At 62.6% G+C, this 26653-nt stretch carries 19 protein-coding genes and 3 tRNA genes; 11 read left to right on the top strand and 11 right to left on the bottom strand.

Annotated elements, in window-relative coordinates:
* The first annotated feature begins 42 nt into the window (after positions 1-42).
* Together IEY62_RS00465 and IEY62_RS00460 are read left to right on the top strand one after the other, a co-directional pair.
* On the top strand, positions 43-909 hold the full coding sequence (locus IEY62_RS00465) for a hypothetical protein (RefSeq protein WP_189012984.1): 867 nt from the start codon (positions 43-45) through the stop codon (positions 907-909).
* A gap of 70 nt (positions 910-979) precedes the next feature.
* On the top strand, positions 980-1786 hold the full coding sequence (locus IEY62_RS00460; protein ID WP_189012982.1) for a transglutaminase-like domain-containing protein: 807 nt from the start codon (positions 980-982) through the stop codon (positions 1784-1786).
* On the opposite strand, the gene IEY62_RS00455 is transcribed toward IEY62_RS00460, so the two are convergent.
* The 7 genes from IEY62_RS00455 to bcp all read right to left on the bottom strand — a co-directional run bounded on the left by IEY62_RS00455 (position 1783) and on the right by bcp (position 10862).
* On the bottom strand, positions 1783-2244 hold the full coding sequence (locus tag IEY62_RS00455; protein ID WP_189012980.1) for a MarR family winged helix-turn-helix transcriptional regulator: 462 nt from the start codon (positions 2242-2244) through the stop codon (positions 1783-1785). The two genes, IEY62_RS00460 and IEY62_RS00455, sit on opposite strands and share 4 nt — an antisense overlap.
* Positions 2244-3368: an LLM class flavin-dependent oxidoreductase gene (locus tag IEY62_RS00450; RefSeq protein ID WP_189012978.1), complete on the bottom strand. Its 1125-nt coding sequence runs from the start codon at positions 3366-3368 to the stop codon at positions 2244-2246. The genes IEY62_RS00455 and IEY62_RS00450 overlap by 1 nt, the downstream gene beginning before the upstream one ends.
* Before the next feature lie 140 nt (positions 3369-3508).
* On the bottom strand, positions 3509-6727 hold the full coding sequence (locus tag IEY62_RS00445) for an efflux RND transporter permease subunit (RefSeq protein WP_189012976.1): 3219 nt from the start codon (positions 6725-6727) through the stop codon (positions 3509-3511).
* 66 nt (positions 6728-6793) lie between these two features.
* Positions 6794-8299 carry a malate:quinone oxidoreductase gene (locus IEY62_RS00440; RefSeq protein ID WP_189012974.1) on the bottom strand — a complete coding sequence of 502 codons (1506 nt, stop codon included), beginning with the start codon at positions 8297-8299 and terminating at the stop codon, positions 6794-6796.
* Between the two features lie 79 nt (positions 8300-8378).
* Entirely contained in the window at positions 8379-10055 is a 1677-nt protein-coding gene (locus IEY62_RS00435) for an ABC transporter substrate-binding protein (protein ID WP_407671439.1), read from the bottom strand.
* A gap of 191 nt (positions 10056-10246) precedes the next feature.
* Positions 10247-10328, bottom strand: a tRNA-Leu gene (locus IEY62_RS00430).
* A 60-nt stretch (positions 10329-10388) separates the two neighbouring features.
* A complete protein-coding gene (gene bcp / locus IEY62_RS00425) occupies positions 10389-10862 on the bottom strand; it encodes a thioredoxin-dependent thiol peroxidase (protein ID WP_189012972.1) in 474 nt (157 codons plus the stop codon).
* Positions 10863-10947: 85 nt separating this feature from the next.
* Here bcp and IEY62_RS00420 point away from each other — a divergent pair, with 85 nt between their 5' ends.
* Entirely contained in the window at positions 10948-11415 is a 468-nt protein-coding gene (locus IEY62_RS00420) for a MarR family winged helix-turn-helix transcriptional regulator (protein ID WP_229784963.1), read from the top strand.
* Between the two features lie 97 nt (positions 11416-11512).
* Here IEY62_RS00420 and IEY62_RS00415 read toward each other — a convergent pair.
* The 4 genes from IEY62_RS00415 to IEY62_RS00400 form a co-directional block, all read right to left on the bottom strand.
* Positions 11513-11585, bottom strand: a tRNA-Lys gene (locus tag IEY62_RS00415).
* Between the two features lie 182 nt (positions 11586-11767).
* Positions 11768-11843: transfer RNA gene (locus IEY62_RS00410), tRNA-Lys, on the bottom strand.
* 117 nt (positions 11844-11960) lie between these two features.
* Positions 11961-13100, bottom strand: a complete 1140-nt coding sequence (locus IEY62_RS00405; RefSeq protein WP_189012970.1) for a PQQ-dependent sugar dehydrogenase — start codon at positions 13098-13100, stop codon at positions 11961-11963.
* 88 nt (positions 13101-13188) lie between these two features.
* Entirely contained in the window at positions 13189-14199 is a 1011-nt protein-coding gene (locus IEY62_RS00400; RefSeq protein ID WP_229784962.1) for a sunset domain-containing protein, read from the bottom strand.
* Positions 14200-14373: 174 nt separating this feature from the next.
* Here IEY62_RS00400 and IEY62_RS00395 point away from each other — a divergent pair, with 174 nt between their 5' ends.
* The 8 genes from IEY62_RS00395 (at position 14374) to IEY62_RS00360 (ending at position 26635) form a co-directional block, all read left to right on the top strand.
* Entirely contained in the window at positions 14374-15294 is a 921-nt protein-coding gene (locus IEY62_RS00395) for a LysR family transcriptional regulator (RefSeq protein ID WP_189012969.1), read from the top strand.
* Positions 15295-15403: 109 nt separating this feature from the next.
* Positions 15404-17122, top strand: a complete 1719-nt coding sequence (ilvD, locus tag IEY62_RS00390; RefSeq protein ID WP_189012968.1) for a dihydroxy-acid dehydratase — start codon at positions 15404-15406, stop codon at positions 17120-17122.
* A gap of 293 nt (positions 17123-17415) precedes the next feature.
* Positions 17416-19320 carry an acetolactate synthase large subunit gene (locus tag IEY62_RS00385; protein ID WP_189012967.1) on the top strand — a complete coding sequence of 635 codons (1905 nt, stop codon included), beginning with the start codon at positions 17416-17418 and terminating at the stop codon, positions 19318-19320.
* Between the two features lie 2 nt (positions 19321-19322).
* Positions 19323-19835 (top strand): acetolactate synthase small subunit, encoded by a 513-nt coding sequence (ilvN, locus tag IEY62_RS00380; protein ID WP_021470923.1) that lies wholly within the window; start codon positions 19323-19325, stop codon positions 19833-19835.
* A 113-nt stretch (positions 19836-19948) separates the two neighbouring features.
* Complete coding sequence (gene ilvC, locus IEY62_RS00375) at positions 19949-20974, top strand: ketol-acid reductoisomerase (RefSeq protein WP_189012966.1); 1026 nt, start codon at positions 19949-19951, stop codon at positions 20972-20974.
* 291 nt (positions 20975-21265) lie between these two features.
* Positions 21266-22861 carry a phosphoglycerate dehydrogenase gene (gene serA, locus IEY62_RS00370; protein ID WP_189012965.1) on the top strand — a complete coding sequence of 532 codons (1596 nt, stop codon included), beginning with the start codon at positions 21266-21268 and terminating at the stop codon, positions 22859-22861.
* 211 nt (positions 22862-23072) lie between these two features.
* A complete protein-coding gene (locus IEY62_RS00365; RefSeq protein WP_189012964.1) occupies positions 23073-25883 on the top strand; it encodes an FtsX-like permease family protein in 2811 nt (936 codons plus the stop codon).
* On the top strand, positions 25880-26635 hold the full coding sequence (locus IEY62_RS00360; protein ID WP_189012963.1) for an ABC transporter ATP-binding protein: 756 nt from the start codon (positions 25880-25882) through the stop codon (positions 26633-26635). Before IEY62_RS00365 ends, IEY62_RS00360 begins: the two co-directional genes overlap by 4 nt.
* Positions 26636-26653 lie beyond the last annotated feature (18 nt).

Raw genomic sequence — 26653 nt, 5'->3', positions numbered from 1 at the left:
GCCCTGTGCGTGTCGCGGCACCCCCGCCGATAGGCTGTGGTCATGACTGGCACGAGGAACCTGGGCAGCTTTCCGCTCAAACTGGCCGCCGTGGCGCTGGCGGGCTCGATGGTAGTGGGTACGGCGGCCTGCTCTTCCGAAAACAAGGGTCCGCAGGTCACCTCGACGACGACATCGCGGCCCAACAGTTCCGAATCGGGAACCGGGTCTCCGGAAGCCACGACGTCGACCCCGGCCGCGGATGCCGACCAGGCGGCGTCTTCACCTGGCCCGGGCGGAACGGAAGCCCCCTCCGGGTCGCCGACCGCGGGCCCGGGTCCGGCGCCCACGGCCCTTTCGTGGAAAACCTATACGGATGCTGCCAAGAGCGTCAGTTTCGAGCTTCCCAAGGACTGGATCGCCCAGTCGGCAGAACCTGCGGCCGGCTCGTTGGCCGGCGCCGTGAAGGTGGAGGTCAAGGATGGTTCCGGGAAATACATAGCAACCCTCCAAACGGGACTGCCACCTTCCGCTCCTGCTGCCTGCCCGGCCGGACAAGGGACGCCCTATGTGGTTGTCAGCAGCACGCCCCTGGACGTACCGCACTCCGACGGGCCGGACACCATAGGTCCGCGGATGGTCTTCCGCGTCATCCAGGGATATAAGTTCTTCGGTTCCTATGGAATTACCAATATGGTGGCCGGCCTCGATGGTCAGGCGTGCGAGCTGGTCAACCGTGTGCAGGGACCTGCCGGAAAGGGCGACTTCTCGTTCGGCGATGTCCTTGCACTGCACGCCTTCGCGTCCGAGGAAAAAGTGGCACCCGTGAAGTCTTTCGACACGCTGGACCTGGCCGCAAAGTACGTGGCCCACGATTCTGAATTCGCCAACGTCCAGCGGATGCTACTGTCTCTGAAGGTCAACCCGTAGTCCTGGGATTGGCTGATCCACACATTCGGCGGCGTTGGGGGCCGCGCGCCGCAACCCAGTCCGGAGATCAATGGAACGCAATGTTGCTGCCACGCTCGTTTTCAAGACCGCAGCCAACACCAAAGTAGCCATGGCCGTTGCCGTGGCCAACAACCCAGGCTATGACCTGGTGACCGAAAACCTGTCGGTTACTGTTGCGGGCGAGGAACTCCCTGTGGCCGAACTCAGCGAGCACCACGGTGGACGGTTCCACTATCTCGAGTTCGCCGAGCCCAGCGAAGTAACGGTGGAGTACCGGGCAAGTGTCCACGGCTACGCCATCCCTGATACGTCCACTCCCATGGAGCTCATCCGGTATGTCAGGCCAAGCCGGTACGCGGAGTCGGACAGGCTGCTGCCCACCTCCTATGCCGAGTTCGGCGCCCTGCAGGGCGCTGAATTGCTCCACGCCGTGCGTGACTGGGTCCACGAAGAGCTCCGCTACGTCAGTGGTTCGTCGCGGGGAACAGACGGAGCCGTGGAGACTCTGCTGCATCGCAAGGGCGTGTGCAGGGATTTTGCCCACCTCGCCATTGCCTTGTTGCGCTCCAAGGATGTTCCTGCGCGTCTTGCTGCCGTCTACGCCCCCGGGCTGAGCCCCATGGATTTCCATGCTGTAGCTGAGGCATATGTTGACGGAGCCTGGCGGATCATTGATCCCACCGGCCTGGCGCCGCGCGAATCCATGCTCCGCATTACCGCCGGGCGAGACTCCTCGGACACCGCGTTTCTCTCCACGGTGGGTGGAAGCCTTTCGCTGAAGACCCTCAAGGTCAGCGCTTCCATCAACGGAGAGCTCCCGGTGGAGGATCACCGGGAGCTCGTCAGCCTGCGCTAGTGTCCGGCCACTGAGGCGCGGAGCTTCTCGGTCAACCGCAAGAGTTCACGCTGTTCATCAGCCGTAAGCGCGGGCGCCACCAAGGTGGCGATGTCCCGCACGTGTTCGCGCCCAATGGCTTTCTGAAGTTCGCGTCCGGCTTCGGTGAGGGCCAGCAGAACCCCGCGGCCGTCGTCGGGGGCGGTTGTGCGCTCCACGAGCCCGCGCTTCTCCAAGCGGTCAACCAAGCGGCTCAGGCTGGACTGGCTCAGCAGCACCTTGTCGTTGATTTCGTTCAGGCGGAGCTGGCCTGAAGGGCACCGGGAGAGCGTGAAGAGGACATCGTACTCCTTCACGGGCAGGGACTTGAACGCCGGTCCGGACTGCAGCTTCCGCATCACCGCCACCTGGGAGCGGAACAACGACTCCCAGGTTTCGGCGGCGAGGCGGACGGCAGAGGACCCTGAAGGGGCGGACATCAGGCGTCCTGGCCCGCTGCACCGGCGGTAGCCGATTCGGTGACGTTGGCTTCCAGCGCGGCTGCCACGCGGGATGCGTGGGTGGGCGCGTCCGGCACGTGCGCGGGCTTCATGGCGGCGTATTCCTTGCGCAGGACCGGCAGGACTTCCTCGCCGAAGAGGTCCAGCTGCTCCAGGACGGTCTTCAGGGGAAGACCGGCGTGGTCGATCAGGAACAATTGCCGCTGGTAGTCGCCGAAGGCCTCACGGAAGGTCAGGGTCTTTTCGATGACTTCCTGCGGGCTGCCCACGGTCAGGGGCGTTTGCGAGGTGAAGTCCTCCAGCGATGGGCCATGGCCGTAGACGGGGGCGTTGTCGAAGTACGGACGGAATTCCTTCACGGCGTCCTGGGAGTTCTTCCTCATGAAGAACTGGCCACCCAGGCCCACGATCGCCTGGTCGGCCTTGCCGTGGCCGTAGTGCTCGTAGCGCTCACGGTACAGCCCGATCAACTGCTGGTAGTGCTCCTTCGGCCAAAAGATGTTGTTGGCGAAGAAGCCGTCGCCGTAGTAGGCGGCAACTTCCGCGATCTGGGGAGTACGGATGGAACCGTGCCATACGAAAGGCGCGACGCCGTCCAGCGGCCGCGGTGTGGACGTAAAGTTCTGCAGCGGGGTACGGAACTTGCCGGACCAGTTGACGGTGTCCTCGTCCCAGAGCTTGCGGAGCAGGCTGTAGTTTTCGATCGCGAGTTCGATGCCGTCCTGGATGTTCTTGCCGAACCACGGGTACACGGGCGCCGTGTTGCCGCGGCCCAGCACCAGGTCCACGCGACCATCGGAGAGGTGCTGGAGCATGGCGAAGTCTTCGGCGATCTTCACGGGGTCGTTGGTGGTAATCAGCGTGGTCGCAGTGGACAGCGTGATGCGCTCCGTCTGGGCGGCGATGTACGCCAGCGTGGTGGTGGGGGAGGAGGAGAAGAAGGGGCGGTTGTGGTGCTCGCCCAGGGCATAGACATCCATGCCGATTTCTTCGACCTTCTTGGCAATGGCAACGGACGCCTTGATGCGTTCGTTTTCGGTGGGCGTGCGGCCCGTTGTGGGGTCAGCCGTGATGTCGCTGACGCTGAATACGCCGATCTGCATGATGTGCCTTTCTCCCTGCCCGTGGTTCCGGGCTCTGTAGACAGTGTACCTCAAACTAGATGCATTTGCATGTATCGCTGGCTGTAACAGAACAGGGCCGGGAATTGTTCCCGGCCCTGCTTCAAGGGTTTGTTGTGGCGTTATTCGCCTGGGTTGTGGGCCGCGCGGCGGCCGGTGACCCGGGGGATCATGCCTGTCGTCCAGTCCTGGAACCCGTCCGCGCCACTGCCGCCCTGGCCATTGCTTCCGGTTGCCGGGGTTGGCTTTTCCTGCAGCTGCCTCAGCAATTGCTTCTTCTCCCTGCGGCCTTCCACCAGCTTGTAGAGCACAGGGACCAGCACCAGCGTCAGGGCTGTGGAGGAGACGAGCCCGCCAATGACCACGATGGCCAAAGGTTGCGAGATGAAGCCCCCGCCGCCAGTCAGGCCCAACGCCATGGGTGTCAGCGCGAAGACCGTGGCCAGGGCCGTCATCAGGATGGGACGCAGACGTTGCCGGGCACCGTGGGTGATGGCGTCAGCTACGTTCATGCCAGGGCGGCCGTCATGCGGCTTTCGGTATTGGTTGATGAGGTCGATCAGGACGATCGCATTGGTGACAACGATGCCCACCAGCATCAGCATGCCGATCAGTGACGGCAGGCCCAACGGTACACCGGTCAACAAAAGGAGGCCGACAGCGCCCGTGGCTGCGAAAGGCACCGATACCAGCAGGATCAGGGGTTGGACGAGGGACTTGAAAGCCGCCACCATGATCACGTAGACAATGGCGATCGCCGCCAGCAGCGCCAAGCCCAATTGGCGGAAGGACTCGGCCTGCTGGGTGGTTGCGCCGCCGATGGTGGCTGTGACGCCGGCAGGCAGTTCGACTTTGGCCAGTCGCTCCTGGACCGCGGTGCTGACGCTGCCCAAGTTGGATCCCGACGGCGTGACGGTCACCCGCGCGGTCCGCTGGCCATTGCTGCTGGTGATGGACACCGGCGTGTCCACCTGTTCGACGGCGGCGATGGTCTCCAGCGCGACGCCTCCGCGGGCCGTGGGAAGCTGCAGCGCCCGAACGGCGGCAATGCTGGTAAACCGGGTCCCTTGGCCGATCTGGACCGGGTAGTCATCCGTATCGATCCGGACTGTGCCGGCAGGGATGGGGCTGACAGTCGAGGCAAGGAACGCCCCCACCTGCTCCTCGGTCAATCCCGCAGCTACGGCCTTGGCGCGGTCCACCCGGACCTGGACCACAGATTGGGTGGACGCCAGGTTCGTGGAGACTTCCGTGCTGCCGGGAACACCCTCCATGGCCTTGACCATGGCATCACTGGCAGTCTTCAAGTCGGCGGAGTTTGCAGCCTTGATGGTGATATCCACCGTGGAGGACGTGCCGAATCCGCCTTGCTGGGAGCCGACAGTGATCTTTCCTGCCGCCCCGGCAAGCTTGCTCCGGACCTCCTCCTGGAGCTTGCCCTGGTTGACTTTCTCGTCAGTGACAATCGTGAACGTCGAGTTTGATGAACCCGTGGAGGTCAGGGCAGCGAAGCCGGTCTGGGCATTGCCGGAAGTAACCTGCACATCCTTGATGCCGTTGATGCCCTTAAGGGAATCCTCGACCTTTGTGGCTTCGTCACTGGTGGCCTGCAGGCTGGTGCCGGCCGGAAGGACCTGCCGGACAGTCATGCTGTTCTCCCCGGAGCGGCCCAGCAGGTCCGTGGCCAGGAGCGGTGACACTGCGACGGTGGCCACCAGGACCAGCGCTGCGGCCGATAGGGTAATGACCGGGTGCTTCTGGGTCTTCGTCAGGATGGGAAGGTAGCCACGCTGGAGCCGGCTCCGCTGCTCGGCCTCACGCGCCTTCTCTGCTGCCTCCTTGGTGGAAGCAGTTGCCTCCGAGCCCTTCCGGGCTGAGGACAGGAACCAGTAAGCGAGCACCGGGACGATGGTCAGGGACACCAGGAGCGAGGACAACAGCGCTATGGTCACGGTCAGCGCGAAGGGACGGAACAACTCACCGGCGAGATCGCCCACGAAGGCGATCGGCAGGAACACTGCCACCGTGGTCAGCGTCGACGCTGTAATGGCCCCTGCCACTTCGCGGATCGACGTCAGGATGGCCGTGAGCTTGTCCTCGCCATAGCTCAAATGCCGTTTGATGTTCTCGATCACCACGATCGAATCGTCAACCACGCGCCCGATGGCAATGGTGAGGGCACCCAAGGTGAGGATGTTAAGCGAGTACCCGGTGGCTGAAATGCCGATGAAGGTTATCAGCAGGGAAAGTGGAATGGACACTGCCGTGACCAAAGTCGAGCGGACAGACATCAGGAACACCAGGATGACCGCCACAGCAAACCCGAGGCCCAGGAGCCCTTCGGTGGTGAGGTCCTTGATGGATTTCTCAATGAACGGGGCCTGGTCAAAAACAGGAGTGAACGTGGCGTTGTTGCCCAGTTCCTCTTCCATCGGCTTTATGGCATCCCGAACCGCGTGGGAGATCGCCACGGTATCGCCCTCGGGCTTCTTGGTGACGGACAGGGCCAATGTCGGCTTGCCGTTCGTGCGCGTGATGGAGGTTGCGGCGTCGTCTTCGATGCTGACGTCGGCCACGGCTCCGATGGTGGTGGCTTTGTTGGCTCCTGCCAGCGGGAGTCCCTTGATGACGTCCAGGGAGTCCACAGGGCTGCCGAGCTGGAGGGACAACGTTTTGCCCTGGTCCTCGATGGTGCCGACAGGAACCAGGGTCCCGTTGTTCTTCAACGCACTGCTGATCGACTGGACCGAGGCCCCTGTTGAAGCGAGATCGGCCTGGCGTGGCTGGATGAGGATGTGCTGGCTGGCGCCGCCAGTGACATCGGCGCCACGGACGCCGTCGATCTTCTGGAGCCGGGGCACGCTGAGCCTGAGCAGGTCCGCGTTGAGTTCGCTCAGTGGCTTGTCGGACGAAACGGCCAGGTAGACGATCGGGAAGTCACTGATGTTGCCGGCGATGGACTGGGGTTCCACGTTGGCGGGCAACACGCGCTTGGCGTTGGAAATGGCCCGGTCAATCTGGTTGCGTGCGCGGTCCAGGTTTGATCCATAGGTGAACACCATGGTGATCTGCGAAACGCCGTTGCGTGAGGTGGACGAGGTCGATTCAAGTCCTTCGACGCTGTTCAGCGCAGTTTCAAGGGGCTGGCTCAGCTGTTTGTCGACTACCTCCGGGGAAGCGCCTGGCATGGAGGTGACAACCGTGATCTGCGGGAACTCGATGGAGGGGATGAGTTCCTGTTTCAGCGATCCCATGGTGATCACGCCGAACACCGCCGCAAAGACGGTGATCAGCGCGATCAGGGCCCGGTTTCCCAGTGAAAGCTTGGCCAGGCGGAACATTGCATCGACTCCTGTGGTCTACGAAACGATTCGTCTGACGGGAACCGGCCGCAGCCCCGGTGTGGATCAGCCCTGGACGGCGTTGGCCACTTCCAATTGCAGGGACCTGGCAGTGCTGGCTTCCAGTTCGGTGGCAAGGTCCGGGTTCTCGTTGAGCTTGACGCCGTAGCCCGGCATCATGTCCTTGAGCTTGGACTGCCAACCCTTGAAGTTCTTGGGGAAGGACTTCTGCAGGAGTTCGATCATGATCGGCACAGCAGTGGACGCTCCGGGCGATGCACCGAGAAGGGCGCCGATGGAGCCATCGCGGGAGGCAATGACCTCGGTGCCGAACTGCAGGACGCCACCCTTCTGGGGGTGTTTCTTGATGATCTGTACACGCTGTCCGGCAGTGATAAGTTCCCAGTTGCTGCCGACGGCTTCGGGGTAGTACTCGCGCAGCGATTCCACCTTGGCCTCGTGCCGCTTGGCGACCTCCTTGATGAGGTAGGCCGTGAGGTCCATGTTGTCCTTGGCCACTGCCAGCATGGGGATGATGTTGCCCGGGCGGATGGACAGGGGAAGGTCCAGGTAGCTGGAAGTCTTCAGGAAGTTGGTGGAGAAGCCGGCGTACGGACCGAACAGCAGGGAGCGCTTTCCGTCAACATAACGGGTGTCCAGGTGGGGTACGGACATCGGGGGAGCGCCCACCGAGGCCTGGCCGTAAACCTTGGCGCTGTGCTGGGAGGTGATGGCGTCGTCGGTGCAGCGGAAGAACTGTCCCGAAACCGGGAATCCACCGTAACCCTTGCTTTCAGGAATGCCCGAGGCCTGCAGGAGGTGGAGCGCGCCGCCGCCGGCGCCAACGAAGACGAAGTTGGCGTGGATGCGGCCGTGCTCACCGGACTTGGCATGCTTGATGGAAAGATCCCAGCCGCCGCCTGCCGCGCGGTTGATGTTGGTGACGTCGTGGCCGTAGTTGACCTCCGCGCCGCTGCCCTGCAGGTAGCCGGTCAGCTCCCGGGTCAGGGCGCCGAAATCGACGTCGGTGCCTTCAGCTGCGCGGGTGGCAGCCACACGCTGCTTGCGGTCACGGCCCTTGACGATCAGGGGTGCCCACTTGGCGATCTGGTCCTGGTCCTCGGTGTACTCCATGCTGCGGAACAGCGTGTTGGGCTTGAGGGCCTCATAGCGGGTCTTGAGGAATTTCGCGTGGTCATCGCCAATGACGAAGCTCATGTGCGGAACGGTGTTGATGAAGCCCTTGGGGGATCCGATCACCTTGGTGTCCACCAAGTGGGACCAGAACTGGCGTGAGAGCTGGAACTGTTCGTTGATGTGGAGGGCCTTGGCAGGATCCACCGAACCGTCCTTGGCTGCCGGTGAGTAGTTAAGCTCACACAAGGCAGCGTGTCCCGTACCGGCGTTGTTCCACGGTCCAGAGCTTTCGAGCCCCGCTTCGTCGAGTCGTTCGAACAGGGAGATGGTCCAGGTGGGTTCAAGTTGCTTGATGAACGCACCAAGGGTGGCACTCATGATTCCGCCGCCAATAAGGACGACGTCGGCATGTTGAGTCTTGGAAATGAAGGTCACGATCAATCTCCGTTAGCGGCGGCACTGGCTGTCACAGAATATCCCCGCGCAGACCCAATACTGAAATTGTGGGGAATCGTCAAGGCTTTAAGCGGACGTTCGTGAAAACTTCGTTGAGGACCGGTGAAGCCGGGTAGCTTTCCACCTTGTTGGACAACGCCAGGGCCGAGATGGGGAAGGCGATGGGGACTGCCGGCACGGAGGCTGCAATCTCGGCGTTGATGGCCTGGTACTGGGCATTGCGCTCGTCACCCTCGGGCATGGCGCGTGCCCTTTCGATCTTGTGGAAGACCTCGGAGTCCGTGTAGCCGAATTCCGCCCGTGTCTCCCCGAACAGGGGACCCAGGAAGTTGTCGGCATCGGCATACGAGCCGTTCCATCCGAGCAGGTGCAAGCCGCGGTCCCCGGCGGACTGGACCTTTTGAAGGTAGCCGTTTTCCCAGTCGATAGGCACCGGTTTGATGTTGAGTCCCACGGCCACTAACTGGCGGCTGATTTCGGCGTAGATCTTCTCGGGAGTAGGCATGTAGGCCCTTGTGGCATTCAGCGGGTAGTAGAACTTCAGTTCCTCACCCTTGTAGCCGGCCTTCTCAAGGAGTTGCTTGGCCTTTTCGGGGTTGTATCCCAAGGACGGCGCATTGTTGTTGAAGCCGCTGAGCTTGGGCGGCACGAACTGGGACGCCTGGGCAGTGTTGTCGATGAAGAACTTGCGGATCAGGGATTCCTTGTCCACGGCCATCTCAATGGCCTGGCGGACTTCAAGCTTGTCCAAGGGTGCAACTGCCTGATTGATGCCCAGGTACATGACGGAGAACGGGTCCCGTTGGATGATCTGGACGCCCTTCTTGACCAGTTGGTCGAAGGTTGTCGGCGTTACGAGGTCGTACGCGTCGATCTTGCCATCCAGAAGAGCCTGCTGCCGTGTCTCGGCGCGGTCGTAGGGGATGAAGTTGATGGTGGCTATCTGGCCCCTGTTGCCCCAATAGCCTTTGTAGCTTTGGAGTGTGATCTTGTTCTCGTCCCAGGTTCCAAATTCGTACGGACCAGTGCCCACCGGGTGGCCCGCGTAGGCGGAGACGGCTTGGCCGTTCCGGGTCTGGTCCAGCACATTGGCACGTTGCGACTCCAGTGCCGCCGGGGAAGAGATAGCGAAGGCCGGAAGCGTCAGGGCCTGCAGGAATCCGGTGAAGGGCCTCGTCAGGTTGATCTGCACGTCGGTGGCTGAGACCACCTTGCAGTCCTTGAAGATGGAGAACACGGGCTCGTCGGAGTAGGCCTTGAAGACGCCCTGGAACGAGATTCCCGGTGCTTGCTTCCGAAGATCGGCCGGGAAACTGAACCAGCGGTTGAAGTTGGCACAAACTGCCGTGGCGTCGAAGGGTGTTCCATCGTGGAAGGTGACTTTGGAACGGAGGGTGAAGTCGTACGTCAGCCCGTTGTTGCTGTCCTTCCACTCCGTAGCCAGCAGGGGAGTGGTCTCTCCGGTTGATCCGTCGACGCCTACCAGTCCCTCAAGGACCTGGCGCGTCACGCGGTAGGACTCGGAATCGGCCGTCATGGCGGGGTCAAGGCCCAAGGGCATCGAGGCCGTGCCGAAGTTGAAGGTGGCAGCCGGCTCGGCCGTGGCGGAGCTTCCGGTCGACGACGACGGCGCTGGACCGGGCACTCCTGTGCATGCCGTGAGCCCCAATACCGCAAAAACAGAGCCCACCTTGAGCAACTGCACGGTCAGGCTCCGCATTTTGCTGCTTGCCACTCTTGTCCCCTCAAGCCGGTTGGAATGCCATGGCCGGCTTAGGCCAGACCGCAATCCAGTCTAGTTGAACGTCCTGAATGCACCTTCCAGCGCTTTTTCAGGAAGCTATCCCCGCTGCTTGAGGAAAAACCCCCGGCTCTGCAGCCGGGGGTGTTCCGCGTGCCCTTGGCCACGGCCTTACTTAACACTTGTGCGCAAGGGGGGACTTGAACCCCCACGCCCGAAGGCACAGGAACCTAAATCCTGCGTGTCTGCCAATTTCACCACTCGCGCTGGCGGGCATCAGGGCCCCCTTGGGGTGCCCCATGCCATATACGGCCTCCAGTGTACCCGCTACTGGTCCAGCTTGAGGTCCCGGCGCAGCTTGGCTACATGGCCTGTGGCGCGGACGTTGTATTGGGCCAGGGAAACCTTTCCATCAGGGTCTACCACGATGGTGGAACGGATCAGCCCCTGGTAGGTCCGGCCGTAGTTCTTCTTCTCGCCCCATGCCCCGTAGGCGTCAGCGACGGTGTGTTCCTGGTCGGACAGGAGGGGGAAAGTGAGCTGCTCTTCCGCGGCAAATTTGGCGATGGCTTCCACAGGATCGGGAGAGACTCCAACAACTTCGTAGCCGGCTGCCTGCAGGGATCCCAGAGTGTCCCTGAAGTCACACGCCTCTTTGGTGCACCCGGGGGTCGAAGCAGCCGGGTAGAAGTAGATGATGGTTTTACGGCCGCGGAAGTCGGACAAACTGACGTTTTTGCCCGATGCGTCCTGCAGGGTGAAGTCCGGTGCCTCGTTGCCCGGGATAAGTCGTTCCGCCAAAATATGCTCCTTGCTTTCGGTCGCGATTTCCCAGTTTAGACCGCAGAAGCCGCGTCCCCGGCCCTTGCGCGCATATACTGTCGGCATGCCAGATATGGAGAGATGGCCCACTACCCGACTGCTTTCGACAGCTGCGCGCCTGGTGGAAATCTCGTGGAACGAAAAATTGAAGTCCATCGGCCTTACCCACGCTGGTGTCATTGCCATGCAAGTACTTGCAGCCAAGGGTGCAATTACCCAGGCGGCATTGGCCGAAGTTGCGAGGGTCAAAGCCCAGACCATGGGGACCACCCTTGCCAGGCTTGAGTTGCACGGGCACGTTACCCGCCAGCGCAGCGACTCTGACCGCAGAAGCCACGTGGTCACCCTGACAGAGGCCGGCAGTGCAGCCCTTGCGGAAGCCGTGAAGCTGGAGCAGGAAGTGCTGTCGCCCGTTGCTGTGGATACTGCGAGGCTGCGCGAGGAACTCAGGATAGTTGTCCGGGGGCTCGCGGGCTTGCCAGCGCCGGAGCAGGAATCCCAGGAAGTCCAAAGCGACGTGCCGCAGGCCTGATTCAAAACCGGCCGGGCACTTGCCCGCCGGGAATTCCTGCCGGTACAAAAAGTAAAGGCTCCGGATCGTGTAAACGATCCGGAGCCTTTTGCCTTTGTGCACCCCCCGGGACTCGAACCCGGAACCCATTGATTAAGAGTCAATTGCTCTGCCAGTTGAGCTAGAGGTGCAGCTATTGTTTCGGTCCCGGAAGGAATTCCCATTCCCTGCGGACCTCCGCAACGACAAATAACTCTACACCACAATTCGTGGGTTCAAAACCACGCTCAAGGTGACGCCCACCACGGTGTGCGGTTGCATTCCAGAGGAAAAACAAAAGACCCTGGAGTGAATTCACTCCAGGGTCTTTCAGTGGTGCACCCCCCGGGACTCGAACCCGGAACCCATTGATTAAGAGTCAATTGCTCTGCCAGTTGAGCTAGAGGTGCAGCTGTTGATTTCGATCATCCGTGGGGCGTTTCCTTCCCCGGCGATCTCCGCAACGACATGTAACTCTACACGACTTGGTCCGAAGTGTGAAATCGGGATCCCGCGCTTGGCGCGCTTCACGGGTTGCCCCGCAAAATCAGCGCAAAGTCAGGGTTTTTGTTGTTGCTGAGCACCCACAGATCGCCGTTCGGAGCACGGGCGACGTCGCGCAAACGGCCGTATTCACCTGTGAAATAAGCCACAGGAGTTTGTGCTGTTGGACCGTCGAGGGGAACGGCCCAGAGCCGCTGGCCACGAAGGGCGCCGGTGTAAGCCACCCCATTGACGATTTCCAGTCCACTCGGCGAAGCCTCGGCCGTCGAGGGCCAAACGACCTTCGCGTCGGTCAGTCCGCTTCGGCCTGGTGCTCCCGTCACCAGCGGCCAGCCGTAGTTGCCTCCTGGTGTGATGAGATTCAGCTCGTCATCCACATCGGGGCCGAACTCGCTTGCCCACAGCCTGCCGTCGGCATCCCAGGCCAGGCCTTGGACGTTCCGGTGCCCGTAGCTGTAAACGGGACTGTCCCCGAAAGGATTGCCAGGTGCCGGGCGCCCCTCCGGGGTCAGGCGTAGGATCTTGCCGCCCAGAGCGTTCGTGTCCTGCGGCTGCTCCCTCCGCTGGGAGTCTCCGGTGCCGACGTAGAGCATCCCGTCCGGGCCAAAGCGAATGCGCCCTCCGTTATGGGTAGAGGCCTTTGGGATGCCCGCGAAGATGACCTCGGGCGCCCCAAGGCCCAAAGCCCCCGAGGCATCCTCGCTGAGGCGCATCCGGGCGATCCGGTTGTCAGTTGCCGACGTCAGGTAGGCATAGAGCCAGCGATCGGAGGCGAAGGATGGCGACAAGGCAAGTCCCAGCAACCCGCCTTCTCCTCCAGGAACGACGCCGGGTACCTCGGCTATGGGGGTCGCCCGGCCGTCCTTGATCTTCACGACTTTCGCTGAATCACGTTCGGACACCACGGCGGTGCCGTCAGGCAGGAAGACCACAGACCACGGCAGCTGCAAGCCGACGTCGAGCTTTTGCACGACATCAGGCGCCGGCAGTGCCGTCTGCGGAGCCTGGCCGGTTCCGGAGCCGGCAGGAGGTGGGGTGGCGGCAGTGCCGGGCGAGGAGGCGTCTCCAGTGCAGGCTGAAATTGTCACCGCCAAGGCAAGCGCGAAGCCCGCCGCCAGGCGCCGTTGTCTTGATGACTGTTTTCCCACGCTCCGTTGCCCCATGACCCTGTGTGTTGGTTCCTGACGCCAGGGTTTCCTGGCGGCCTGTTCAGTGTCTGCTGCTCAGTGCCTGCTGCTCAGTGTCTGCTGTTCAGTGTCTGCTGCGCCGGGGCGGCCGGAATCCGGCGGCTTCAGCGTGGGCGGCGGATTCGAACCAGACGTCGGCTTCGACGTCGTTGTAATCAGCGGCGTCTTCATCGTGGTAGGTCATGGTCGCCGCAATTGCCTTGACCGGATGGCCTTCGCGCTGCGTGCTGGACGAACCGGTTCCGTAGGGTTCCTCCGCCGCGAGGTGTCCGGACGGGCCGGTTTCTTCAACTGGAGTGTCTTCAGCTGTGGTGCCTTCAGCTGGGGTGCCTTCAGCAGTGGTGTCTTCAACAGTGTCTTCAGCGGCGGCGCTTTCGGCGCCGGGAAGCGTGGGGGAGTGTGGAGCGGTGTACTCCTGGTGATGGACCGGGGCGCCTCCTGCATCAGTCCAGGATGATTCCCATTCGGCTTTGTCGGCTGCCTCATCGGCCCTGGCGACGTCGTCTGCTGTGACCTCTGCCATGGGCGCATCCTGCCAGTCGTCTACGTCGCCGGCGTCCGCCGAATGCAGTTTGGCATCGGTGTCCACTACCGGTTCGTCCACCACCGGCTCCTCGACAACCGGGACAGCGATGACGGGTTCATCGACCGTCAGGCCCGGCGTTGCGGGCTCATGCCGCTCGGCGTTGGCGTCGAAATCCCCAGGTTGAACGCTTGCTTCGCCAACGGCAGGTCCAGCTGTTTCGCCGGCAGGTTCTACTGCTTCTTCAGCGCGTTCAACTTCACGGTGTTCAACTTCAGCGCGTTCAACTTCACTGTCCTGAACTTCACTGGGCGGTTCGTCGCCGGTTGGTCCGCTGCCCTGGGCGGCTGCCTTGCCCAGGTTGGTCACTCCGGCCAGTCCGGCGACTCCGGCCGTCACCGCACCCGGATCCGGCACGGTCCCGGTATTGGTGGGCTCCATTGCTGCGGGAGGCTGGCTTGCGGCGGTATTCGAGGTTTTGTTGCGGCTCATGAGCCACCAAACAATCGCGACGACCAAAACAATGACAATGACCCAAATTAACCAATCCATGGCGGGTGCCCTTCTGCTCACAGGGGTGCAGTACGTGGTATTTCCGACGTTACGTGCCTGCTATTGGGCTGTCCAGCGTTTGAGCGGCCGGTCCCGGAATTGATCAGATTACTTAGGAAGGGCGGCCGGCAATTTCTTTGGAGTGAATTCCTTCGAGTCACCTAGTCTGGCTTCATGGACTTCAAAAGGCTGCAGATCCTGCGCGAGTTGGCAGACCGCCAAAGCGTGGGCGCCACTGCAGATGCGATGAATGTCACCGCGTCTGCCGTTTCCCAGCAGTTGAAGACACTGCAGGCCGAATTGGGAGTAACCCTGGTGGAAAAGGCCGGCAGGGGAGTGCAACTCACTGAAGCCGGACAGGCAATGGCGGCCGCAGCAGCCGAAATCGCCACCGCCATGGCCCGCGCCGAGTCCACCGTGGACAGCTACCGGAAAGGCTGGCAGACCCACGTTTCAGCGGCGTTCTTTCCAAGCGCTGCAGAGATGCTGCTGCCGGGAATGCTGCATCGTGTGGCAGCCGTGGAGGGGCTGGGCTTCGATGCGCATTTCGAGGATCCGGGCACGGCACATTTCGCTCCGTTGGTGGCCGACTATGACATCGTGCTGGCCCACAGCGTGGACGGCCCCGAGGTCTTTGCCCGGCGCGGACTCGCGGTAATCCCGCTGCTGGAGGAAGCACTCGACGTCGCAATGCCTGCCGGGCACCCGCTGGCGTCCAAAGCACGGCTGACTCCGGAGGATGTGGTGGACCACCCTTGGATTGGCGTTCCGGAAGGATTCCCTTTTGACGCTGTCCTTCGGCAAATCGAAGTCCATGCAGGTAAGCACGCCACGCGCGGCCAGCGCTATCCGGACCTGCGGGTGCTGGAGGCTTTGGTGGGAGCTGGACACGGTATCTGCCTCCTTCCCCGCTATACGGCCCGCGCGAGTGCACGGAGGGGATTGGTCCTGCGGCCTTTGACGGGAGTGAAGGCGAGCAGAAGCATTGTGGCCCTGGCGCGGCAGGAGGTGGCCGCACGATCCACGATTGCCCGTGTACTGGACATGCTCCAGGCCGAGGCGGCCGGGATCGCCGGCCAGCTGGACGAATCCTGACCCTGCGGGTGGACCTCACAGGTGGCGGGTTGGCGCAATATTTGCCGGTTCGGGCTTAACCCGGCGGGGAACAAGCCCAGCCGCCACCAGGTACACATAGACTTTGGTCATGACCGACACCAACATTGCTACAGACAACACGCCGGACATCAAACCCCGCAGCCGGGTGGTCACCGATGGCATCCATGCCGCTCCTGCCCGTGGCATGTTCCGCGCGGTCGGCATGGGCGATGACGACTTTGCCAAACCCCAGATTGGTGTCGCGAGCTCGTGGAACGAAATTACCCCCTGCAACCTCTCCCTTAACCGGCTCGCGCAGGGCGCCAAGGAAGGCGTCCATGCCGGCGGTGGCTTCCCGATGCAATTTGGCACGATCTCCGTTTCAGATGGCATTTCCATGGGCCACGAGGGCATGCACTTCTCGCTCGTCTCCCGTGAAGTCATTGCCGACTCCGTGGAAACCGTGATGCAGGCCGAGCGTATCGATGGTTCGGTTTTGCTGGCCGGCTGTGACAAGTCCCTTCCCGGGATGCTCATGGCAGCAGCCCGCCTGGACCTGGCCTCGGTGTTCCTCTACGCCGGCTCGATCATGCCCGGCTGGGTCAAACTCGAAGACGGTTCGGAGAAGGAAGTCACTCTCATCGACGCCTTCGAAGCGGTGGGTGCCTGCGCCGCCGGCAAGATGAGCATGGAAGACCTCACCCGCATCGAAAAAGCCATTTGTCCCGGCGAGGGTGCCTGCGGCGGCATGTACACGGCCAACACCATGGCGTGCATCGGGGAGGCCCTTGGCATGTCCCTGCCGGGGTCGGCGGCACCGCCGTCGGCAGACCGCCGTCGTGATGACTTTGCGCGCAAGTCCGGCGAAGCTGTGGTCAACCTCCTGCGCCTGGGCATCACCGCCCGCGACATCATGACCAAGAAGGCGTTCGAGAATGCCATCGCCGTCACCATGGCTTTCGGCGGGTCCACCAACGCCGTGTTGCACTTGCTCGCCATCGCCCGCGAAGCCGAAGTCGAGCTGACGCTGGATGACTTCAACCGCATCGGCGACAAAATCCCGCACCTGGGTGACCTCAAGCCCTTCGGCCGCTACGTCATGACCGACGTGGACAAGATCGGTGGCGTGCCGGTCATCATGAAGGCACTGCTCGACGCCGGTCTGCTGCACGGCGACTGCCTCACCGTTACCGGCAAGACCCTCGCCGAAAACCTCGCCTCGATTAACCCGCCGGACCTTGATGGCAAGATCCTCCGCGCCCTGGACAACCCGATCCACAAGACCGGCGGCATCACCATCCTTCACGGCACCATGGCTCCGGAGGGCGCCGTGGTCAAGAGCGCCGGCTTCGACGCTGACGTCTTTGAAGGAACGGCCCGCGTGTTCGAGCGCGAACAAGGTGCCCTCAACGCTTTGGACAACGGCGAGATCCACAAGGGCGACGTCGTGGTTATCCGTTACGAAGGCCCCAAGGGCGGCCCCGGCATGCGCGAAATGCTTGCCATTACCGGCGCCATCAAGGGTGCCGGCCTCGGCAAGGATGTGCTGTTGCTGACCGACGGCCGCTTCTCGGGAGGAACCACCGGCTTGTGCATCGGCCACGTTGCGCCTGAAGCCGTCGACGGCGGTCCGATCGCCTTCGTGCAGGACGGCGACCGCATCCGCGTCGACATCGCTGCCCGCTCCTTCGACCTCCTGGTCGATGAAGCGGAGCTCGAAGCCCGCAAGGAGGGCTGGCAGCCGCTTCCCGCCAAGTTCACCAAGGGTGTCCTCGCCAAGTACGCCAAACTGGTCCACAGTGCTTCCACGGGAGCCTACTGCGGATAATTTCCTGTCCACGGCTCCGCTCCGACCTCGGAGTGGAGTCCGGCAGGCGGACATCGCTGTCCAAATAGTGAGATACGATAGTGGTCAATTGACACGTATCTCACTTTGAGGGAACACTGAACGCATGATCACATTCGTTACCGTCGGCGTCGTCGTCCTTACCAAGCGCGTGGCTTAGCCCGACTGGTAACGAACCGTCACGCGCAAACCCCTCGAAGAGCCGCAAGGCTGAGGGGTTTTTTTATTCCCCGAAGCAAGACACATCAACTGAAGATCCACTAAGGAAGAGTCCGATGAGCAAAGGATCGCCGATCAGCCCCTCGCTGATGGCTGCAAAGTCCGCTGGAGCCCACAAAGCTCCGGAAAAGGTCGACCGCACGGCTGAGGCCGTCGTCGTCGACGCTGCTGCACCTCTCTCTCCTGTACTTGGGCCGAACACCGTTGTACCCCCGACGGTGATGACCGGCTCGCAAGCAATTGTCCGTTCGCTCGAAGAACTCGGCGTGGACGATATTTTCGGTTTGCCCGGTGGCGCGATCCTGCCCACCTATGACCCCTTGATGGCCTCCAGCATGAATCACATCCTGGTCCGTCACGAACAGGGAGCCGGCCACGCCGCGCAAGGCTACGCCATGGTTACCGGACGGGTTGGCGTTTGCATCGCCACCTCCGGACCCGGTGCCACCAACCTCGTTACCGCCATCATGGATGCCCACATGGACTCCGTGCCGATGGTGGCCATCACCGGCCAGGTCGCCAGCGGAGTCATCGGTACCGATGCCTTCCAGGAAGCGGACATCGTGGGAATCACGATGCCCATCACCAAGCACTCATTCCTGGTGACCGACCCCAACGACATCCCGCATGTCATGGCCGAAGCTTTCCACCTGGCATCCACCGGCCGGCCCGGTCCTGTCCTGGTGGATATCGCCAAGGATGCCCAGGTTGGCCAGATGACCTTCTCCTGGCCACCGAAGGTGGATCTTCCCGGGTACCGTCCCGTGGTCCGTGGGCACAACAAGCAGGTCCGCGAAGCTGCCAAGCTGATCGCAGCATCCAGCAAGCCTGTTCTCTACGTGGGCGGCGGTGTGGTCAAGGGCCACGCATCTGCCGAACTGATGGAACTGGCGCTGGCTACCGGCGCCCCTGTGGTCACCACCCTGATGGCCCGTGGAGCGTTCCCGGACTCCCACCCGCAGCACGTCGGCATGCCCGGCATGCACGGTTCGGTCTCGGCGGTCACCGCCCTCCAGCAGGCAGATCTGTTGATCACCCTCGGCGCGCGCTTCGATGATCGCGTGACAGGTGTCCTGAAGACCTTCGCGCCCTTTGCGAAGGTCATCCACGCCGACATCGATCCCGCGGAAATCTCCAAGAACCGTACAGCCGACGTCCCGATCGTCGGTTCGGTCAAGGAAATCATCCCGGAACTCACGGAGGCCGTGAAGGCCCAGTTCGAGCAGAGCGGCGCTCCGGACCTCGACGCGTGGTGGGCCTTCCTGGGCAACCTGCGCGATACCTACCCGCTGGGTTGGACGGAGCCCGAAGACGGACTGTCTGCCCCGCAGCGCGTCATCAAGCGGATCGGTGAACTCACGGGTCCGGAAGGCATCTATGTTGCAGGCGTTGGCCAGCACCAGATGTGGGCCGCCCAGTTCATCAAGTACGAGCGCCCCCATGCCTGGCTGAACTCAGGTGGTGCAGGAACCATGGGTTACTCCGTTCCGGCAGCGATGGGTGCCAAGGTTGGTGAGCCGGACCGAGTGGTCTGGGCCATTGACGGAGACGGCTGCTTCCAGATGACCAACCAGGAACTGGCTACCTGCGCCATCAACAACATCCCCATCAAGGTGGCCATCATCAACAACTCCTCGCTGGGCATGGTCCGCCAATGGCAGACCCTGTTCTACGAAGGCCGCTACTCGAACACCGATTTGAACACTGGCCACGACACCGTCCGGATTCCGGACTTCGTCAAGCTGGCGGACGCCTATGGTTGTGCAGCCTTGCGTTGTGAGCGCGACGAGGACATCGACGCCACCATCCAGAAGGCGCTTGAGATCAATGACCGCCCGGTGGTCATCGACTTCGTTGTGAGCCCCAACTCCATGGTGTGGCCGATGGTGCCCTCGGGTGTCAGCAACGACCAGATCCAGGTTGCCCGCAACATGACCCCGGAATGGGAAGAGGAGGACTAGGCATGACCCGTCACACATTGTCCGTTCTGGTCGAAGACAAGCCCGGCGTGCTGACCCGCGTGGCCAGCCTCTTCGCCCGGCGCGCGTTCAACATCAATTCACTTGCCGTGGGCCCCACCGAGGTTCCAGGGATGTCCCGCATGACGGTCGTCGTCGATGCCGACGGCGACCTCATCGAGCAAGTCACCAAGCAGCTCAACAAACTGGTCAACGTGATCAAAATTGTGGAGCTGACTTCCGAATCTTCCGTACAGCGTGACCACATCCTGGTCAAGGTACGTGCGGATGCCGCGACACGTCTGCAGGTTACCCAGGCTGCAGACCTGTTCCGTGCCGCTGTCGTCGACGTGTCCACAGACTCGTTGGTGATCGAGGCAACCGGTACCCCCGAGAAGCTCGCTGCACTCTTGTCAGTGCTCGAGCCGTTCGGCATCCGTGAAATCGTGCAGTCCGGCACCTTGGCCGTTGGACGGGGATCCCGCTCCATGAGTGACAGGGCGCTACGCTCCGCGTAAAACCAGGCGTGATGGGTCAGCGGATGTCGTTGGCCCATCCTGCCGAGCGTTGCGTCCAGAACCGCAGCACCACATCAATATCTACGAAAAACCACTCAAGAGGAGTTACGCAAGTGACTGAAATGTTCTACGACGACGACGCAGACCTGTCGATCATCCAGGGCCGCAAGGTAGCCATCGTTGGCTACGGCTCCCAGGGCCACGCCCACGCACTGAACCTGCGCGATTCCGGCGTCGAGGTTGTTATTGCACTCAAGGACGGCTCGAAGTCGGCCGCCAAGGCCGAGGACGCAGGTTTCACGGTCAAGAACGTTGCCGACGCCGCCGAATGGGCCGACGTCATCATGATCCTGGCACCGGACCAGCACCAGCGCGCAATCTACAACGACTCCATCAAGGACAAGCTGACCGAGGGCAAGGCACTGGCGTTCGCCCACGGCTTCAACATCCGCTTCGGCTACATCGAGGCGCCGGCCGGCGTTGACGTCATCCTGATCGCCCCGAAGGCGCCGGGCCACACTGTGCGCCGCGAATTCGAAGCCGGCCGTGGCATCCCGGACATCATCGCTGTCGAGCAGGACGCTTCCGGTTCCGCCTGGGATCTGGCCAAGTCCTACGCCAAGGCAATCGGCGGCACCCGCGCCGGCGTCATCAAGACCACTTTCACCGAAGAGACCGAAACCGACCTCTTCGGCGAGCAGTCCGTCCTTTGTGGTGGCGTTTCCCAGCTCGTACAGTACGGCTTCGAAACCCTCACCGAAGCCGGCTACCAGCCGCAGATCGCCTACTTCGAGGTTCTCCACGAGCTCAAGCTCATCGTTGACCTCATGTGGGAGGGCGGCATCGCCAAGCAGCGCTGGAGCGTTTCCGACACCGCTGAGTACGGTGACTACGTCTCCGGTCCCCGGGTCATCACTCCCGAGGTGAAGGAAAACATGAAGGCTGTCCTCGCGGACATCCAGAACGGTGCTTTCGCAAAGCGCTTCATCGACGACCAGGACAACGGCGCAACAGAGTTCAAGGAACTCCGCGCCAAGGCCGAGCAGCACCCGATCGAAGAAGTTGGCCGCGAGCTGCGTTCACTGTTCTCCTGGCAGCAGCAGGACGCCGACTACGTCGAGGGTTCCGCAGCCCGCTGATTGCCCCGCGTGGCAGCAGCCCTGCACCAGCACTAAGCAGCGACGCCCGTCCGGCGATATTCAGCCGGGCGGGCGCCGCCGTTTCCAGCACCGTTTCTCCACCGAATTGCATGCCCGGTGGTGCTGTGAAGTTCTTCACATCGCTTCCGGTCCGGCCGTAACATCCCTCGCCGGCACCGGAAACAAGGCCCGGATTCGATATTCTGGGCTGGTCCCGGCGCCGTGCCCCGGGCCACGCATCCGCTCCTTGTCCAGTTCTGTCCCAAGTTGTCCAAAGTAAGGTGCCACCCCGTGTCAGCCAGCAAACCCGTTGTCCTCCTCGCTGAGGAACTTTCGCCCGCAACAGTCGAGGCATTGGGCCCGGATTTTGAAATCCGCCAGACCGACGGTGCCGACCGTTCCCAGCTGCTGTCTGCCATCGCCGACGTCGATGCCATCCTGGTCCGCTCAGCCACCCAGGTGGACGCCGAGGCAATCGCCGCAGCGAAGAACCTCAAGGTCATTGCCCGTGCCGGAGTAGGACTGGACAACGTGGACATCAAGTCCGCGACGCAGGCCGGCGTCATGGTGGTCAACGCACCGACGTCCAACATCGTCTCGGCCGCTGAACTCACTGTGGGTCACATCCTCAGCCTCGCCCGCCACATTCCGCAGGCCAGCTCGGCGCTGAAGAACGGCGAATGGAAGCGATCCAAGTACACCGGCATTGAACTCTTCGAGAAGAAGATCGGCATCATCGGCTTGGGCCGCATCGGCGCCTTGGTGGCAGCACGGCTCCAGGGCTTCGAAACCGAAATCCTCGCCTACGACCCCTACATCACCTCTGCCCGGGCCGCGCAGCTGGGCGTCAAGCTGGTCACCCTCGATGAACTTTTGGAGAACTCCGACTTCATCACCATCCATATGCCCAAGACGCCGGAAACGGTGGGCATGCTGGGCGCCGACGCCTTCCGGAAAATGAAGGAATCCGCGTATGTGATCAACGTTGCCCGTGGTGGCCTGGTTGATGAGGAAGCCCTTTTCATCGCGTTGAAGGAAGGCCAGATTGCCGGCGCCGGCGTTGACGTTTTCGTCAAGGAGCCCAGCACCGACCTGCCGTTCTTCGAACTCGACAACGTCATTGTGACCCCGCACCTCGGCGCATCCACCGACGAAGCCCAGGAAAAGGCCGGCGTTTCCGTCGCCAAGTCCGTCCGACTGGCCCTCGCCGGCGAGCTCGTGCCCGATGCCGTGAATGTTGCCGGTGGCGTCATTGCTCCCGACGTTCGTCCCGGCATCCCGCTGATCGAAAAGCTGGGCCGGATCTTCACTGCGCTCACCCACGCTTCTTTGACGCAGATCGACGTCGAAGTTGCCGGTGAGATCGCCGCACTGGACGTCAAGGTGCTCGAGCTGGCAGCGCTGAAGGGTGTGTTCGCCGATGTTGTCACGGAGCAGGTTTCCTACGTCAACGCGCCGGTCATCGCCGAGCAGCGCGGCATCAACACCCGGCTCATCACGACTCCGGATGCCGAGGACTACCGCAACGTCCTGACCATCCGCGGTGCCCTCAGCGACGGTTCGCAGATCTCCGTGGCAGGTACGCTGACGGGTCCCAAGCAGGTGGAGAAACTCGTTGGTGTCAACGGCTACGACGTGGAGATCCCGATCAGCGAGCACCTCGTGGTGGTGGCATACGCCGACCGCCCGGGCGTGATCGGTACTATCGGCCACATTCTCGGCATGAACAACATCAACATCGGCGGCATGCAGGTGGCCCGCCAGACCGAAGGGGGCCAGGTTCTTGCGCTGCTGACCATCGACAGCTCTGTTCCGCAGCAGGTACTGGAAGCCATCAAGGCCGGTATCGGTGCAGACATGGTACGCGAAGTGGACCTGGAGGACTAGGACTGATTCACATCAGCTGAAGTCCGCGTGCCGGCGACACACCTTTGGCACGCAGAAGTGGCCGGTCTGCTTACAATGGCTGGGTCCGGGATTCGGACCCGGCAGCAGGCCGGCCACAACTTTCAGCACACCCAGCCCGGTATTCCGCTGTGTCTTTTCAGGATTACCGGACCACGTGTGCGCGCCCGCAATCAAGGTCTCAGGGAGCCCAATGAACGCCGTCCAAAGGTTCATCAGAAGCCGTGTGCTGCTGCTGACCGCGGCCATTTTGATCGTCGCAATGTGCTTGTCCGTCCTCGTCCAGAGCCAGTCGCAGGCGGCCCTGAACCGGACAGTGGACGAGAACTCGCGGGGACTCTACGACATCCTGGTCCAGGCCAAGCCTGACCAGTCACAAAAGGACGACGGTGGTTCCCTGATCCAGCCGGAAATCGCCAATGGCCAAGGCGGAATCAGCTTTGACCAGTTGGAGAAAATCCGGGGCATGGGCCAGACAGCCGTGGCAGCCCCCATCAGCCTGGTCTCGCGGGTGTCCCAGAACCTTGAAGCTCCGCGCCTGAACGCGATGGACTACCTGGGGTACAACTCAGGACTCGCCGGAGCCGTAACGGCCGGTGACCCCTCAGCCATGGATTCCAGCAAGTGGCCCGCCGCGGAGTCGGTGTTCTCCGATTCTCCCAAGAAGTACCGCTTGACCGCTTCGGCCACGAGCTCGGACGGCGTCAAGGAGCAAACACTCTTCAAGACCAGCGCCGAAGGCACTTTGGGCAAGGGCCGCCTGGTACAGCAGCAGGCAGCAGGCGGCAGCAACGTTCGCATTGCCGGCCCCGACGGTGAAACGGGCATCAAATTCCCGGCGCCCGCTCTCGGCTCCGAGCACAACCTCTTCAATCTCTCCGTCGCCCTTCCCATGGCGCCGGAGGTGACAGAGTCCGTCGTCGCCGTTGATCCAGCCGCCGAAAGGGCGCTGCTGGGTTCGGCCGGCGACTTCCTCGCGCCGCTGGAGAAGGCTCCGCCCGCAGACGCCCGCGACGCGGGCGCGATCGGCCGCCACTTCGAAAGCCTCTTCACCACGGGCCTCACCATGGACCAGCTTGAAGAGGGACCGGATTTCCTCGGTGTGAAGCTCAAGTACTGGGCGCCGCTGATGACGCAGTACCAGCAGGCCAAACGGGACGGACTTTTGACCGCTGATTCGAAGGCCATTCCCTTGATCGTTCGCACGGGCACGTCCCTGGACCTGAAGTACTCGGTGAAGATCGAGGAACTGGACTCCAACGGGAACGTGGTCAAGGACGTAGGAACCGTCACCAAGTCCTTGGACAAGGACTACCTGCCGTTCGTTTCGAAGTCTCCGTTCGCGCTGCAGTGGCCCGGATCCACTGACCACAGCCAGTTGCTGGGCAGCACCGCCGCCTTCAGCCAGGGCCTTTACGACCCCGCCACCTGGAGCACTGCGTTCGCCGCCGCCCCGAAGTACAAGGACGGCGACGAAGCCGCCAACGGTGCTTCCGACAAGAGCGCGACCCCGGGGGACTGGGTAACGGTCAACCGTTTGCCAGAGAAGTCCTCCTTCGGCGCTGCCGTGGACCAGACCCAGCGCAAGCCCGTGGACGAGCGCTCGTACCGGGAAGACCTTGAGACCGGCAAGAAGCCGGCGGCACCCCTGCCCATGGTCTATGGCACCTTTGACCCCGCCGCGGTCCAGGCTGCGGCCGGTGACGTGAACAAACTGCCCTTGGGCGGTTACGACCCAACGCCCATGACCCTGACCAAGGACGCCGAAGGCAAAGACGTTGCGGGCTCGGAGCTCAAGCCCTCCCTCAGCGCAACGGGTCTGGTCAGCCAGTCCGCAGGCGCCATCACCGATTACTACGGCCTTGCAGCTGCCCGTGGCTACGACTCCAACGCCAACGTCATTGACGCCGTGCGGGTCCGTGCCTCAGCCACCGGCAACTGGAAGACAGCCCAGCCCGAGGTCGAGAAGCTGGCTGCACAGATCCGCGAGCTCGGTCTGGAAGCCACTGTCGTGGCCGGCTCCGCTCGTGAAGACGCCAACATCTTCGTGCCCGGATACAGCAAGGACGACGCCGGCAAGGAGTCTCCGCTGGGCACCGTCCAGCAGTCATGGGTCCGGCAAAATGCGGCTGACGCCGTCTCCGGCTCCCTGACCGGAACCAACATCACGCTGCTGTTCCTGACGTTGCTGGGTGCCACGCTCCTCACCGGAGCGTCCACTGTCAGCTACATCCGACAGCGCCGAAGCGAGGCAGGCATCCTCCGGGCCATGGGCTGGACGCAAAAGCGCATCCGGTCCTGGGTGCTCGAAGAGTTTGCCGTAGGCGCTGCGGCCCTGGCCGCTGCAGGCGTCATCCTCAGCCTCCTGAGCTGGAACATCGCCACCGTCATCGTGTCAGTGACCATGCTGGTCATCTACAGTGCCGCTGCCCTCCTGGCAGCGCAGCAGTTGCGGCACCGTGTGGTGATTGACCAGGAACCCCAGCACGACGAGCGGCTGGTCACCGTTGACTCACCCCTGACGTTCGCCAACAGGCAGCTGACCACCAACCGCTTCAACTCCATCTCCCTGGCTGTCGCAGTGGGTGTGTTTGGCGCCGCTGTGGGTGCCCTGATCGCCCTGCTGATCGACATCCCCCGCGCGGCGGGTGCCAGCGCCCTCAGTGGCCTGGCCGCTGCCAGCATTGCTTTACCGAGCGTGATCCTCGCCGTCTTCGGCGTCGTGGTGGGCCTCTTGCTGACCCTGGTCACCGGCAGGTTCGAGCTCCATGCCAAGCGGGAATACCTTGGTACCTTGCGGGCCATGGGCTGGAACCCGGACATGCTGGGCCAGGTCCGGTTCTTCGAAAACGCACTTGTCGGCACAGTGGCACTTCCCCTGGGTGTCCTCGGTGCCCTGGGGCTGGGTTTGCTCCTGGCCCCCTACGCAGCCCTGTGGGCCGGGCTCGCCGGCCTGCTGGCCGTAATTTGCTGGATTCCCATTGCAACGAAAGTAGTCAAATGACTGACAACCTCAACCCCGAGCTGACGGCCACCCCGGAATCCACGGAAGAGTCGCTGCAGACCAGGGCCAACACCATCGTGAGAGCCGCTGACCACGCAACACCCCTGGAACTGAGCCGGGTTACCATCCACTACGGCGGCGACAAGGGCGGCGCTGAGGAAGTCGACGTCGTCGACGACTTCAACCTGACCCTCCACGCCGGCGAAATGCACTGTGTCGCAGGCCGAAGCGGCTCCGGCAAGACCAGCATCCTGACGGTCAGCGCCGGACTGACGCTGCCGACGTCGGGCAAGGTCTTCTGGGAGGGCCAACCGCTGGAGGCCATGGGCGACGACGAAATCGCGGACCGCCGCCGGGCGCTGATCGGTTACGTGGACCAGGGTGGTGCACTGATCGATGGCATGAGCGCCTTGGAGAACGTGCTGCTGCCCGCTGTCCCGGACGGCGAAGTCGAACAGCGCACGGAGATGGCGAAAGACCTCCTGGATCTTGTGGGCCTTGGGCGTCGAATGCGCCACCGCCCGGCCCAGCTTTCCGGTGGTGAGCGCCAGCGTGTGGCGATCGCACGTGCCCTGATCCTCGGCACCCGCGTGCTGGTGGTGGACGAACCGACGGCAAGCCTTGACCGTGCGGCCGCCAACCGCATCATTGGCATCCTGAAGGACACCACCAGTGATGGCATCGCCGTGCTGGTGGCTTCGCACGACCACGAGCTGGTGCGGCTCAGCGATACGCTGACCGAACTTAACTAAGCTATTTCATCCGAAAAA

Origin of the sequence: Paenarthrobacter histidinolovorans, assembly GCF_014647595.1 — a bacterium.
GTDB classification, from domain to species: domain Bacteria; phylum Actinomycetota; class Actinomycetes; order Actinomycetales; family Micrococcaceae; genus Arthrobacter; species Arthrobacter histidinolovorans.
This window is presented reverse-complemented; position numbering and strand designations above follow the sequence as displayed.